Raw genomic sequence first — 12,444 nt, 5'->3', positions numbered from 1 at the left:
TAGAATTGAAGCCTTCAACGCTCCTCAGAACTAAGGGGTCATCCTGTAAACCGCGCCCTGCCCGACCGAAATGAACCAGATCGACCCGTCCGGTGCTTCGACGACGTCGCGCACACGTTCGGTCTCGGGGCCTTTGATCTGCTCGACCTCGCGCAGCGGTGATCCCGCCAGCCGCGCGATATAGTCGAATTTCAGCGAACCGACAAAGATGTCTCCCTTCCAATCCGGCCAAAGTTTGCCCGAATAAACCAGCAGCCCCGAGGGCGCGATGGAAGGGTCCCAATAATGCGCGGGCTGCTCCATGCCCGGTTTCGCAATACCCTCTCCGATTTTTTCACCGGAATAGTGCACACCATAAGAGATTACCGGCCAGCCATAATTCCGGCCGGGCCGGACCATATTGACCTCATCCCCGCCCCTGGCCCCATGTTCGGAAACCCATAATCGCCCAAGCGAATCCAGACCGGCCCCCTGCGGGTTGCGGTGGCCAAAGGACCAGATCTCAGGCCGCGCACCGTCTTCCTGAACAAAGGGGTTATCTGCAGGCACTGATCCGTCGCGGTTCACGCGGATGACGGTGCCATTGAAGTTGGACCTGTCCTGCGCCTTGGGACGCTCACCCCGGTCTCCGATGGTGACAAACAGGGTTCCGTCCTCGGCCTCAACCACGCGCGAGCCATAGTGCCGACCGCCTGATCCTCCCGGTACAGCCTCGAAGATCACGCGCAGGTTGGTCAGTTGGTCGCCTGCCTCTGACAAACGGGCCACCGCAAGGGCGGTTCCGGCGCCGCCCCGCTGTGGCTTCGAAAACGTCAGGAAAATCTCTCGGGTTTGATTGAAATCGCGGGCCACGGTCACGTCCAGTAACCCACCCTGCCCTTTAGCCATTACGTTGGGCACACCGGAAACGCGCTGACTATTGGCGTCCTTGATGTGTAGCAGCTCTCCGTCCCGTTCGGTCACCAGAAACCCGCCATCCGGCAAAAGCCCAACTGCCCATGGCGTGTCCAAACCGCCCACCATTTCAGTAACTTCGACAGCGCCTTGTGATGTTTGCAGCCTGTCAGCCCATGCGACGCTGGTCCATGCCAGCATCAAGATTGCGGTCGTCCGGATCATCCTGGTCCTCCGTCGTTTCCTGCGCCAGCTGCGCCCTTTTACCCATAAGATCAAATAGGGTTCCCGGCCGCAAAGACACTTTTTCGTTAGGACTTTTCTTTTCCGAAGAGCTTGCCTAGGGTCGTGCCCAGAATGAAGACCACTTCAGGGAGTAACCTCATGAAAAAGCTGCTTACTGCAACTGCAGCAACCGCTCTGCTGGCCGGCACCGCCATGGCCGAAGATGTCAAACTGGGCATTATGTTCGGTTTCACCGGCCCGATTGAATCGCTTTCACCCGCCATGGCCGCCGGTGCGGAACTGGCGATGAAAGAAGTTTCAGAATCGGGCAAGCTTCTGGACGGTTCGACCGTAACCCCAGTACGTGCCGACACCGGCTGCGCCGACAACGCGCTAGCCACCGCCAACGCTGAACGTCTGGTTGCCGAAGGCATCAACGGCCTAGTCGGTGGTGACTGCTCGGGCGTGACCGGCGCGATTTTGCAGAACGTCGCCGTGCCGAACGGCATGGTGATGATCTCGCCGTCGGCAACCTCGCCCGGCTTGTCTGTAATGGAAGACAATGACCTGTTCTTCCGCACCTCGCCGTCCGACGCGCGCGAAGGTGAAATCATGGCCGACATCCTGAAAGAGCGTGGCGTGAACTCGATCGCTCTGACCTATACCAACAACGACTACGGCAAGGGCCTATCCGAGGCGATCAAATCCTCGTTCGAGGCGCTGGGCGGTGAAGTAACCATCGTGGCCGCGCACGAAGACGGCAAGGCCGACTACTCGGCCGAAGTTGGCGCTCTGGCGTCGGCTGGTGGTGACATTCTAGTTGTGGCTGGTTACCTGGACCAGGGCGGTCTGGGCATCATCCAGTCTTCGCTGGACAGCGGCGCGTTTGACACGTTCGGCCTGCCGGGCGGGATGATCGGTGACTCGCTGCCAGAAAACGTCGGTCCGGATCTGAATGGGTCGTACGGTCAGGCGCCGGGTTCGAAAAGCGAGGCCGCGGATTCGTTCTTTGCAATGGCCGAAGGCGAAGGCTTTGACGGTTCATCGATCTTCGTACCTGAATCCTATGACGCCGCAGCTCTGTTCCTGCTGGCCATGCAGGCCGCAGGTTCCAGCAACCCGGCGGACTACGGCGGAAAGATCATGGATGTCGCCAACGAACCGGGTGAGAAAATCTATCCGGGTGAACTGGCCAAAGGTCTGGAGCTGCTCGCCGCCGGTCAAGACATCGACTATGTCGGTGCGTCGGGCGTTGAGCTGATCGGCCCCGGTGAAAGCGCTGGCGCGTATCGTGAGATCGAAGTAATCGACGGTGAGATGAAGACGGTTAATTACCGTTAATTCAGCGTCAATTCAGACCAAACGGAACAGCCCGGGCCTTGTGCCCGGGCTGTTTCAGTGACAAAAGGCTGCACCTCTGTTTTCGGGGAAAAGACAAGGGAATACCATGATCGTCGTTGAAGACGTGCATAAGCATTTTAGCGGCTTCCACGCGGTGGACGGCGCTTCGCTGGAGATCGAAAAGGGTTCGATCACCGGCCTGATCGGACCGAACGGCGCCGGTAAGACCACCCTATTCAACGTGATCGCGGGCGTACTGCCGCCGACCTCTGGCCGCGTCATCATGGATGGTGAGGATATCACCGGCCTGCCCCCGCATGAGCTGTTCCACAAGGGCCTGCTGCGCACGTTTCAGATCGCGCATGAGTTCTCTTCGATGACCTGCCGCGAGAACCTGATGATGGTCCCCGGTGCGCAATCAGGTGAATCGCTTTGGAACACATGGTTTGGCCGCAAGCGCATCGCGGATGAAGAACGCGCCTTAAAGGCCAAAGCTGATGAGGTTTTGGAATTTCTGACCATCGAACATCTTGCCGATCACAAGGCGGGTCAGGTCTCGGGCGGGCAGAAGAAATTGCTGGAGCTTGGCCGCACCATGATGGTCGACGCCAAGATCGTGTTTCTGGACGAGGTCGGCGCGGGCGTGAATCGCACCCTGCTGATGACCATCGCCGACACGATCCTGCGCCTGAACAAGGAACGCGGCTATACCTTCGTGGTTATCGAACATGACATGGATTTCATCGGCAAGATCTGTGACCCGGTCATCTGTATGGCCGAGGGCAAAGTTCTGGCCGAGGGTACTCTGGACGAAATCAAGGCCAACGAGCACGTGATTGAGGCCTATCTGGGCACCGGCCTGAAGAACAAAGACAAGCTGGAGGCCCAGACATGACCGCGGGCGCGAGCGACAACCCTTACCAGGACGATCACGGCAACAAGGACGCCACTATCACCAATCCGCATGGCGCCGGAACAATGACGCCCGCGCACCAGTCCAGCGGTGAGACGCATTACGTCGGCGGCGGCCCGTTCCTTATTGGTGACACCATGACCGGCGGCTATGGCAAGGGGCCGGATATCCTGCACGACTGCACCATCGCCGTGGACAAGGGCGAGATCGCGGTCATCGTCGGCCCCAACGGCGCCGGTAAATCCACCGCAATGAAGGCCGTGTTCGGAATGCTGGACGTCCGCGCCGGTTCCGTGCGGCTGGATGGAGAGGATATCACCAAACTCTCGCCACAAGATCGCGTGATCAAGGGCATGGGTTTCGTGCCGCAGACCTCAAACATCTTTACGTCTATGACGGTCGAGGAAAACCTCGAAATGGGGGCCTTCATCCGCCGCGATGATTTTTCCGGGACGATGGAACAGGTCTATGACCTCTTCCCCATCCTGCGCGACAAGCGCAACCAACCAGCCGGAGAGCTGTCGGGCGGTCAACGCCAACAGGTTGCCGTGGGCCGCGCGCTGATGACTCAGCCCAAGGTTCTGATGTTGGACGAACCCACCGCCGGTGTCTCACCCATCGTGATGGACGAACTGTTCGACCGGATCATCGAGGTTTCACGCACCGGGCTGCCAATCCTGATGGTCGAACAGAACGCCCGTCAGGCGCTGGAGATCGCGGATAAAGGGTATGTGTTGGTTCAGGGGCGGAATGCGTATAGCGGCACGGGTAAGGAACTGCTGGCTGATCCCGAAGTTCGGAAGAGTTTCTTGGGGGGATGATTACTGTGTTTGCTCTGCGAAGACTGAAACATTTTCTTTTTTTGACTGTCGCCGGATTCAGTTCAACTAGCATAGCCTATGCCGAAATCGTCCCCCAAACTTACTGTCGTGTGAAAATGTGTGAAGTTCGCGCGCATTGCATCTCGAACGACTGTGATGCCGTCGAGTGTCTAGATGGCGGCTTTAACATGGAGCTTTCTTCCATCGGCAACCAGTTGAACACTTTTGCTGTCGGGCCAGACAAAGACTCCAAATTTCCGCTAGCCGGGTTTGAGTTTGACTCAGGGCTTTCGACAGATGACGATCTTGTAGCAAGCCGTACTAATGACGAAGAAATAGCCATCATGCAGGTCGAGTTGCACAAGGGTCAACCAACCGACGTGACGATCACAACGCAAACCAGAGGTTGGATGGTCGAAATCTCTGTTCTTCTCGGCCACTGCGGGGAAGACTACTAATGGATTTCCTCAACGCCTTTGTGGCGCTCTCCAACTTCGTCCTTGCGCCTTAAAACCTATCGATCCGCTTGCTCTACTAGATTACGGCTAAACTGTGATCGTGCTTTCTGAAGATTTCAACACGAACAACCAAAACCGTTCATTTACAACGCTCTAAAAGCTGTTCGTCAACCTCCTGAAACCTCTCCCGTTGGCTAAATTTTCGCCACGATCCGCACGTACTCACAGCGCGCGAACAGCGGGAATCGTGCATTTGATTCTCAACTAATTCGGGCAAAAGCCCCATTCAGGAGACACAGTATGAAATATCTGGCAGCGCTTGCCGCTATTGCCCTACCTGCGACCGCGCAGGCCGTATCGCAAAACCCGGTGGAAGGTGATGTTGTTTTTGAGTGCCAGATTACCGAAAGCTGCAAGTCCAGCGGTTGTAAGCCATTGGATTCAGCCGGTCATGTGACGTTGAAGAAATTTGAAGGCCAATCCAAAGGGCTCCTGGTCGCTGAAGGTCAAGAGCATGAGGTTCTCGTATACCCAAGTCTTGGAGCGCAGGAGTTTCTTCAGGTTCTGGCCGGTGGAAGCGTCGGGTATACAGTGAAATCTGACACCGGCCACCTTGAGGTTCGTGCGACAGGTGGACAACAACGAAACGACCGCGGGACCTGCAAGATCGCAAACTGAGATCGCGTTCCAAATCTTACAACTTGCGGATTTAAGCTTTCTCTGCGCCGGGTAGATTTCCATTGATCCGGCGCATCCCGTTCCGAGGCGCAAAAGGTTGCACTTTTGCCGTTTTATCTCTGGATTTCGGCATCTCAACACTGCTGAATTATTGTGTCTTTCCTCGCTGATATGCCATAAGGCCGCACCCGACGGAATGAGAAGGTGAGATGGACATACTGAACGCGCTAGTCGCGCTTGCGAATTTTGTGTTGGTGCCGGCAATTGCCTATGGCAGCCAGCTGGCACTGGGTGCGTTGGGGGTCACTCTGATCTACGGCATCCTTCGGTTTTCAAACTTTGCCCATGGCGACACGATGGCTTTTGGCGCGATGATTGCCGTGCTGGTTACATGGGGCCTGCAGGCCGCCGGGGTCAGTTTCGGGCCGCTGCCAACCGCTCTGCTGGCCCTGCCCTTTGCCATTCTGGGCTGTATCGTTCTGGTGCTGATCACTGACCGGCTGGTCTATCGGTTCTATCGCGAGCAAAAGGCCAAGCCGGTTATTCTGGTCATCGTGTCGATGGGTGTCATGTTCATCATGAACGGCCTTGTGCGTTTCATCATCGGGCCGGATGATCAGAGGTTCTCGGACGGCGCGCGGTTCATTGTTTCCGCGCGGGATTTCAAGGCGATGACCGGGCTGCGTGAGGGGCTGGCGATCAAGACCTCTCAGGGTATCACCGTTATCGTGGCCGTTGTCGCCGTGGCGCTGTTGTTCTGGTTCCTCAACAAGACCCGCACCGGCAAATCGATGCGCGCTTATTCCGACAATGAGGACTTGGCGCTGCTGTCTGGCATCAACCCTGAACGTGTGGTGATGATCACATGGATCATCGTCGCTGCGCTGGCCACCACCGCCGGAGTGCTCTACGGGCTGGACAAGAGCTTCAAACCCTTCGTCTATTTCCAACTGCTGCTGCCTATTTTTGCCTCGGCCATCGTGGGCGGCCTCGGCAGCCCTCTGGGTGCCATCGCGGGCGGGTTTATCATCGCCTTTTCCGAAGTGACGATCACCTATGCCTGGAAGAAGGTGTTGACCTATCTGGCACCCGAAAGCCTGGAGCCGTCAGGATTGGTGCAGTTTCTGTCCACCGATTACAAATTCGCCGTCAGCTTTGTGATCCTGCTGATCGTCTTGCTGTTCAAACCTACGGGTCTGTTTAAAGGGAAAGCTGTATGACCGAGTCCGTCAAAAACACGCTGCTTTTCACCGTAGTCGGCGGCCTGATCGTGCTAACGGGTTTCACGCAAAGCTGGAATGCGGCGATCCTGGTCCTGAACATGGGGCTGATCTCGGCCATCATGGCGCTCGGGGTGAACCTGCAATGGGGCTTTGCAGGTTTGTTTAACGTTGGCGTCATGGGTTTTGTCGCACTGGGCGGGCTGGCGGTTGTGCTGGTTTCAACCCCGACCACGCCCGGAGCATGGTCGGCGGGCGGGTACGGTATCGTATTGGCCTTGCTGCTGGGTGCCGCGACCGTCGTAACCACCGTACTGGTGGCGCAGAAGATGCCGAAAGGCCGAGTGCGAACCCTGTCGATCATCGCCATTCTGGTCGTGGGGTTCTTTGTGTACCGCGCCGTTCTCGATCCCAACACGGCGGCTGTTGAGGCGATTGAGCCGGCGGTCGCGGGTAACCTTGGCGGTCTGAATCTGCCTGTGTTGCTAGCATGGCCCGCGGGTGGCCTGCTGGCTGCGGGTGCCGCATGGCTGATCGGTAAAACGGCGCTGGGTCTGCGGTCTGATTATCTGGCGATTGCAACGCTTGGTATCGCCGAGATCATTATCGCTATCATGAAGAACGAGGACTGGCTGGCGCGTGGCGTCAAGAACGTCTACGGCATCCCGCGCCCCGCCCCCGTTGTTGGTTATGAGGTCGAGCTACAGAATGATCCGGGCTTTATCGCGCGCGCCGATTGGTTGGGGCTGGACCTGGTCACGGCCTCTACCCTCTCTGTCAAGCTGGGCTATTCGCTGCTGTTCCTGATCGTGTTGCTGCTTCTACTGTGGATGGCGCAGAAGGCGCTGCACAGCCCATGGGGCCGCATGATGCGCGCTATTCGCGACAACGAAGTCGCGGCCGAGGCGATGGGCAAGGATGTTACCCGCCGCCACCTGCAGATTTTTGTTCTGGGCTCGGCCATCTGCGGCATTGCCGGTGCGATGATGACCACTCTGGACGGTCAATTGACCCCAAGCGCCTATCAGCCGCTGCGGTTTACCTTCCTTGTCTGGGTGATGGTGATCGTCGGCGGATCGGGCAACAATCTCGGGGCGGTGTTGGGAGCGTTTGTCATTTGGTTCCTCTGGGTGCAGGTCGAACCCATCGGGTTGTGGCTGATGAACCTGATCACATCAGGGTTGCCCGATGGCAGTGCGCTCAAGGCGCATCTGATCGAAAGTGCCGCGCATATGCGCCTGCTGACCATGGGCCTGATCTTGCTGATTGTTCTCAGATTCAGCCCAAGGGGGCTGATCCCCGAGAAATAGATCGCATCAGGGGGAAATTTGAAAACCGCGCCGCATAACTGGCGCGGTTTCTTGATTCATGAACCGAACATGAATAGACCAAGTTACTGTTGGGCGCGTTCCGGACCTGCGCCAGATCGCCTTCACGTTTAATTAGTCAATCAAGGCTGAAACTACTGGCCACCTCTCGAGAGTAAGAAGACGACACATGAAAAGTTCCTTCATCCCCAAGATCCTCATGCTGCCGATGGTCGCCAGCCTGGCCGCATGTATCCCGTCCCCCGAAGATCTGGAGACCACACCGGTCAAGGTCCAGACCCCAAAGGGAGTGGTGACCTGCCAATTGTATCGACATGACCGAGTTACCTGGGACCGCGCCATTGATTTCCCAGCCGCCAAAATGTCGGTGCCCGAGGCGGACGCCTATTGCAGACAAGAAGGCCAGCGCCGCCTGAAGTAACAGGATCGGCGCCGCGCGGCGCCATACACCTATCGGCCCCGAAACAACCCGCCCAGAATACCGCGAACTATGCGGCGGCCAGTGGTGCCTTTGAGCTCTTTGATGACGGCCTCGCTCATGGCGGTGGCAAAGGTGTCCTTCTTACGCGTCAACCGCGAAGAAGACCGCCCGACACGGCCACCGGAGTACCGGCGAGCCGTGGCAAATTCACGTTCAACCACTGTCTGCGTCTCTTCCTGCTCCTCCGCTTTGGCGGCAGCCTGAGCCGCTTCATCCGCGCGGCCCTGAAGGATTTCAAATGCGGACCTGCGATCTTTCAGCGTGCCGTATTTCGAACGCATCGGAGAGGCCGCCAGAATCGCCTGACGTTCGGCCTCAGTGATTGGCCCAAGCTGCGACCCGGGCGGTCGGATCAGGGTGCGTTCTACAATCCCCGGCACCCCTTTTTTCTGTAGCATCGAGGTCACCGCCTCACCCACCCCGACCTCACGTATTGCGGCTTCGGTGTCGAAGGCGGGGTTCTCGCGGTAGGTTTCGGCGGCCAGGCGCAGGTTCTTGCGATCCCGGGCCGTGAACGCACGCAGGGCGTGCTGCACCCGGTTGCCAAGTTGCCCCAGAATGTCCTCGGGGATGTCCGCCGGATTCTGTGAGATAAAGTAGACCCCGACCCCTTTGGACCGGATCAGCCGCGCGACCTGTTCAACCTTGTCGACCAAAACCTTGGGCGCGTCTTCGAACAGCAGATGTGCCTCGTCAAAGAAAAACACCAGCTTGGGTTTGTCCGGGTCGCCGACCTCGGGCAGTTCCTCAAACAGCTCGCTCAGCAACCACAACAGGAAGGTCGCATAAAGACGAGGTGAGCCCATCAGCTTATCCGAGGCCAGAATGTTCACCATCCCCTGCCCGTTCGCATCCGTGCGCATCAGATCAGCAAGCTCCAACGCTGGTTCACCGAACAGGTTGGTCCCGCCCTGGTTCTCCAACACCAGCAAGCGCCGCTGGATCGCCCCAATCGAAGCAGTCGAGACATTGCCATAACGCAGGGATAATTGCGCCCGGTTCTCGCCGATCCAGACCAGCAATGCCTGCAAGTCTTTGAGGTCCAGCAGCGGCATTCCTTCTTCATCCGCCACACGGAAAGCGATGTTCAGAATGCCCTCCTGCGCCTCGCTCAGGTCCATGAGACGCGAAAGCAGTAGCGGACCCATCTCGGTCACGGTTGTGCGCACCGGATGGCCTTGCTGCCCGAACAAGTCCCAGAACGTCACCGGGCACGCGGCATAGGCATAATTCTGAAACCCGATGCGCTTGGCGCGGTCTCGAAACGCCTGATGCAGCTTGTGGGTGTCGCTTCCCGCCTTGGCCAGACCGGACAAATCCCCTTTGACATCGGACAGAAACACCGGAACACCTGCGGCTGAGAAGCCCTCAGCCAAAATTTGCAGCGTTACGGTTTTGCCAGTCCCCGTCGCACCGGCAATCAACCCGTGCCGATTGGCATATTTCAACGTGAGGGATTGAGGCTGGCTATAGTCGTCACCCCCGCCACCCAGAAAGATGTTTTTTTCCATGTATGTAAGGCCTTAATTTCCACCGATCTGCCCCCAGCATACAAAGTTAACCTTTGACTGCGATAGTCAATTCGCCGCCTTCGTTGCGAATGGAGCAAGGCGGCAAACTTCCTCCCTGTCGACTGACCGCGCCTTCGGGCGCGGCTTTTTTATCAGAACACTGGATCTGCCGTTAATTTTTTAGGTTTGCAGTTGACCGCTGCGCCCGCCTTTCGTAACGTCTGCGCATAACTAAGTCGGCCAGTCCGACGGGGAGAACATTTTTGAAGGGAGCCGCTCCACCGGCTCCCTTTTTCATTGGTCGGGAACACCGATAAATGGCAGAAAACTGATCACATCCGGCCGTTTGTTCAGCTTAATGCCTGACACCATGATCGAACGGTGGTATGACCCACAAAAAAGATCAATCAATCTGCCGAGGCATTCATGATCAAGAAACTTTTCTCTTTCAACGTAGTGGCTGCTGCGCTTTGCTGTGGTGCCGTGTACGCGCAAGAAACGGCACAGGAAGATCAAACTCCGGCCGAAACGCCGCAGACAGAAACAGGGACCGATCTTGATCTAGGTGAAAGCGGGCCTCGCGTTGGCGAACAATACGTCAAAGAAGAGGTCGGAGACTGGTCCGTTACGTGCATCAATACAGGCACAGACAATGACCCCTGCGCCTTGCGTCAGATACTGCTGGGCCCTCAGCGTCAGCCCATCGCGGAAGTTACCATTGAAAAGCTTGCCGAGGGGGCCCCGGCCGTTGCGGGCGCAACCGTTATCGTCCCTCTGGAAATTCTTCTGCAAGCGCAGCTGGCCTTCTCGATCGATGGGGCACCGGGCAAGCGCTACAACTATCACACCTGCAACCCCGTCGGGTGCATTGCTCAACTGGGTTTCACTCAGGGTGACGTGGATGCTATGAAAGCTGGCAGCAATGCGAAATTGTCCATGGTTTCGGTTCTTGCCCCCAATCAACTGGTGGAACTGGAAATGTCCCTGTCGGGCTTCACAGCCGGGTATGACGGACTGAACGTGAACCAGAACTAAACACGACAAGAACGTCGCCGTACGAAGCGGCGACGTTACTTTAGTTCGCTTCCTGATTTAAACCTTCTTGAGCGCAAGCACCGCGTTGAGCCCGCCAAAGGCAAACGCGTTGCTCAGCGCCACCTCGACCTTTGCTTCGCGGGCGTCGTTGGGCACCACGTCCAGCGCGCATTCCGGGTCGGGTTCTTCATAGCCGATGGTCGGAGCAATCACACCATCGCGCAGCGCCATGATACAGGCCAGCAGTTCGACCGCGCCGGTTCCACCGATCAGGTGGCCGTGCATGGATTTCGTGGATGAGATCATCAGATCATCAGCGTGCGGACCGAACACATCCGCCACAGCGGCGCATTCGGTTTTGTCATTCGCCGCTGTGCCGGTTCCGTGCGCGTTGATGTAACAGACCTGATCCGCATTTAAACGCGCATCCGCAAGGGCGCCCGCCATGGCCCGGGCCGCGCCCTGTTTGCTGGGCATTACGATATCAGCGGCATCCGAGGACATGGCAAACCCCACGACCTCGCACAGGATATCGGCACCTCGGGCGCGGGCGTGTTCATACTCTTCAAAGACAAAAATGCCGGCGCCCTCACCCTGAACCATACCGTTGCGGTTGGCGCTAAACGGGCGGCAAGCGTCCCGGGACATGACGCGCAGTCCTTCCCAGGCTTTCACGCCTCCAAAACACAGCATCGATTCTGACCCGCCGGTGATCATCGTAGGCGCAGCCCCGCTGCGCACCATCTGGAACGCCAACGCCATCGCGTGGTTTGACGACGCACAGGCGGTCGAGACTGTAAAGCTCGGGCCTTTGAGGTTGTGTTCCATCGACAAATGGCTGGCCGCAGCGTTGTTCATTAGCTTTGGCACGACAAACGGGTGAACCCGGTTCTTGCCGTCTTCGTAGACCGACCGGTAATTGTCGTCCCAGGTCGACACACCACCGCCAGCGGTGCCCAAAACGACGCCCGACCGGGCGGCAAGGTCACCGTGAAACTCGATCCCGGATTGATCGATCGCCTCTTTGGCGGCCATCAGGGTGAACTGGGTGAACCGGTCGTAAAGGCTTATCTGTTGGCGGTTGAATCGCCCTTCGGCCTCGAACCCTCGGACCTGACCGCCGATCTTGATGGAAAGGCGTTCGACGTCACGGAACTCAAGCTCAGAGATGCCACAACGCCCTTCGCGCATGGCTTCCAGCGTATCGGCAACGGAATGGCCCAGCGAATTGATCGTCCCGGCGCCGGTAATGACAACGCGTTTCATGAGGTTTTGTCAGACCTTTTCCGACACGAGCTTTTCGATACCGGCGATAATGGCTGCCACGTTCGAAATATCAAAGTCACTGGCCGCGGGTTCGTTGGCGTTGAACGGCACCGAGATGTCGAATTCTTCCTCGATGGAAAAAATGCTTTCGACCAGACCCAAACTGTCGATTCCCAGGTCCTCAAGCGTGCTTTCGGGAGTGACGTCAGAAGGCTCCAGCACGGCCTGCTCAGCAATGATTGCGATGACGCGGTCGGTGATGCTCATGTCGGT

General features: G+C 57.7%; 13 protein-coding genes. 9 read left to right on the top strand and 4 right to left on the bottom strand.

All coding sequences use genetic code 11. From position 1 onward, the window contains the following. Positions 1–30: 30 nt before the first annotated feature. Positions 31–1,119, bottom strand: coding sequence for a PQQ-dependent sugar dehydrogenase (locus AC2FEE_RS08530; protein WP_496864440.1), 1,089 nt, complete (start codon positions 1,117–1,119; stop codon positions 31–33). A 159-nt stretch (positions 1,120–1,278) separates the two neighbouring features. Between AC2FEE_RS08530 and AC2FEE_RS08525 the strand changes: the two genes are divergently transcribed. The 8 genes from AC2FEE_RS08525 (at position 1,279) to AC2FEE_RS08490 (ending at position 8,299) form a co-directional block, all read left to right on the top strand. Continuing rightward, positions 1,279–2,460 (top strand): ABC transporter substrate-binding protein, encoded by a 1,182-nt coding sequence (locus AC2FEE_RS08525; protein ID WP_496864439.1) that lies wholly within the window; start codon positions 1,279–1,281, stop codon positions 2,458–2,460. Positions 2,461–2,566: 106 nt separating this feature from the next. Then, positions 2,567–3,355, top strand: a complete 789-nt coding sequence (locus AC2FEE_RS08520; protein ID WP_496864438.1) for an ABC transporter ATP-binding protein — start codon at positions 2,567–2,569, stop codon at positions 3,353–3,355. Further along, positions 3,352–4,194 carry an ABC transporter ATP-binding protein gene (locus AC2FEE_RS08515; protein ID WP_496864436.1) on the top strand — a complete coding sequence of 281 codons (843 nt, stop codon included), beginning with the start codon at positions 3,352–3,354 and terminating at the stop codon, positions 4,192–4,194. The genes AC2FEE_RS08520 and AC2FEE_RS08515 overlap by 4 nt, the downstream gene beginning before the upstream one ends. Beyond that, positions 4,191–4,652, top strand: a complete 462-nt coding sequence (locus AC2FEE_RS08510; RefSeq protein WP_496864435.1) for a hypothetical protein — start codon at positions 4,191–4,193, stop codon at positions 4,650–4,652. Before AC2FEE_RS08515 ends, AC2FEE_RS08510 begins: the two co-directional genes overlap by 4 nt. 300 nt (positions 4,653–4,952) lie before the next feature. Beyond that, positions 4,953–5,330 (top strand): hypothetical protein, encoded by a 378-nt coding sequence (locus tag AC2FEE_RS08505; RefSeq protein ID WP_496864434.1) that lies wholly within the window; start codon positions 4,953–4,955, stop codon positions 5,328–5,330. A 209-nt stretch (positions 5,331–5,539) separates the two neighbouring features. After that, on the top strand, positions 5,540–6,550 hold the full coding sequence (locus AC2FEE_RS08500; protein WP_480588866.1) for a branched-chain amino acid ABC transporter permease: 1,011 nt from the start codon (positions 5,540–5,542) through the stop codon (positions 6,548–6,550). Next, a complete protein-coding gene (locus AC2FEE_RS08495) occupies positions 6,547–7,860 on the top strand; it encodes a branched-chain amino acid ABC transporter permease (protein ID WP_496864433.1) in 1,314 nt (437 codons plus the stop codon). The genes AC2FEE_RS08500 and AC2FEE_RS08495 overlap by 4 nt, the downstream gene beginning before the upstream one ends. Before the next feature lie 187 nt (positions 7,861–8,047). Beyond that, positions 8,048–8,299 carry a hypothetical protein gene (locus AC2FEE_RS08490; RefSeq protein ID WP_496864432.1) on the top strand — a complete coding sequence of 84 codons (252 nt, stop codon included), beginning with the start codon at positions 8,048–8,050 and terminating at the stop codon, positions 8,297–8,299. Between the two features lie 29 nt (positions 8,300–8,328). Here AC2FEE_RS08490 and AC2FEE_RS08485 read toward each other — a convergent pair whose 3' ends face one another. Then, positions 8,329–9,870: a helicase HerA-like domain-containing protein gene (locus tag AC2FEE_RS08485; protein ID WP_496864430.1), complete on the bottom strand. Its 1,542-nt coding sequence runs from the start codon at positions 9,868–9,870 to the stop codon at positions 8,329–8,331. Between the two features lie 426 nt (positions 9,871–10,296). On the opposite strand from AC2FEE_RS08485, the gene AC2FEE_RS08480 reads away from it, so the two are divergent. Beyond that, entirely contained in the window at positions 10,297–10,905 is a 609-nt protein-coding gene (locus tag AC2FEE_RS08480) for an invasion associated locus B family protein (protein WP_496864429.1), read from the top strand. Between the two features lie 57 nt (positions 10,906–10,962). On the opposite strand, the gene AC2FEE_RS08475 is transcribed toward AC2FEE_RS08480, so the two are convergent. After that, positions 10,963–12,171: a beta-ketoacyl-[acyl-carrier-protein] synthase family protein gene (locus tag AC2FEE_RS08475; protein WP_496864428.1), complete on the bottom strand. Its 1,209-nt coding sequence runs from the start codon at positions 12,169–12,171 to the stop codon at positions 10,963–10,965. Between the two features lie 9 nt (positions 12,172–12,180). Beyond that, complete coding sequence (locus tag AC2FEE_RS08470; RefSeq protein ID WP_496864426.1) at positions 12,181–12,438, bottom strand: acyl carrier protein; 258 nt, start codon at positions 12,436–12,438, stop codon at positions 12,181–12,183. Between the last annotated feature and the right edge of the window lie 6 nt (positions 12,439–12,444).

Source organism: Ruegeria sp. YTSC199, from assembly GCF_059609725.1.
The sequence above is the reverse complement of the archived record's forward strand: the minus strand, read 5'-3'. Positions and strand labels throughout refer to the sequence as shown.

Excerpts from the sequence above, each read along its gene's own strand:
- AC2FEE_RS08480 (WP_496864429.1), top strand. The coding sequence starts at position 10,297 with ATGATCAAGAAACTTTTCTCTTTCAACGTAGTGGCTGCTGCGCTTTGC.
- AC2FEE_RS08510 (WP_496864435.1), top strand. The coding sequence starts at position 4,191 with ATGATTACTGTGTTTGCTCTGCGAAGACTGAAACATTTTCTTTTTTTG.
- AC2FEE_RS08515 (WP_496864436.1), top strand. The coding sequence starts at position 3,352 with ATGACCGCGGGCGCGAGCGACAACCCTTACCAGGACGATCACGGCAAC.
- AC2FEE_RS08470 (WP_496864426.1), bottom strand. The coding sequence starts at position 12,438 with ATGAGCATCACCGACCGCGTCATCGCAATCATTGCTGAGCAGGCCGTG.
- AC2FEE_RS08520 (WP_496864438.1), top strand. The coding sequence starts at position 2,567 with ATGATCGTCGTTGAAGACGTGCATAAGCATTTTAGCGGCTTCCACGCG.
- AC2FEE_RS08475 (WP_496864428.1), bottom strand. The coding sequence starts at position 12,171 with ATGAAACGCGTTGTCATTACCGGCGCCGGGACGATCAATTCGCTGGGC.
- AC2FEE_RS08525 (WP_496864439.1), top strand. The coding sequence starts at position 1,279 with ATGAAAAAGCTGCTTACTGCAACTGCAGCAACCGCTCTGCTGGCCGGC.
- AC2FEE_RS08530 (WP_496864440.1), bottom strand. The coding sequence starts at position 1,119 with ATGATCCGGACGACCGCAATCTTGATGCTGGCATGGACCAGCGTCGCA.
- AC2FEE_RS08490 (WP_496864432.1), top strand. The coding sequence starts at position 8,048 with ATGAAAAGTTCCTTCATCCCCAAGATCCTCATGCTGCCGATGGTCGCC.
- AC2FEE_RS08495 (WP_496864433.1), top strand. The coding sequence starts at position 6,547 with ATGACCGAGTCCGTCAAAAACACGCTGCTTTTCACCGTAGTCGGCGGC.
- AC2FEE_RS08500 (WP_480588866.1), top strand. The coding sequence starts at position 5,540 with ATGGACATACTGAACGCGCTAGTCGCGCTTGCGAATTTTGTGTTGGTG.
- AC2FEE_RS08505 (WP_496864434.1), top strand. The coding sequence starts at position 4,953 with ATGAAATATCTGGCAGCGCTTGCCGCTATTGCCCTACCTGCGACCGCG.
- AC2FEE_RS08485 (WP_496864430.1), bottom strand. The coding sequence starts at position 9,870 with ATGGAAAAAAACATCTTTCTGGGTGGCGGGGGTGACGACTATAGCCAG.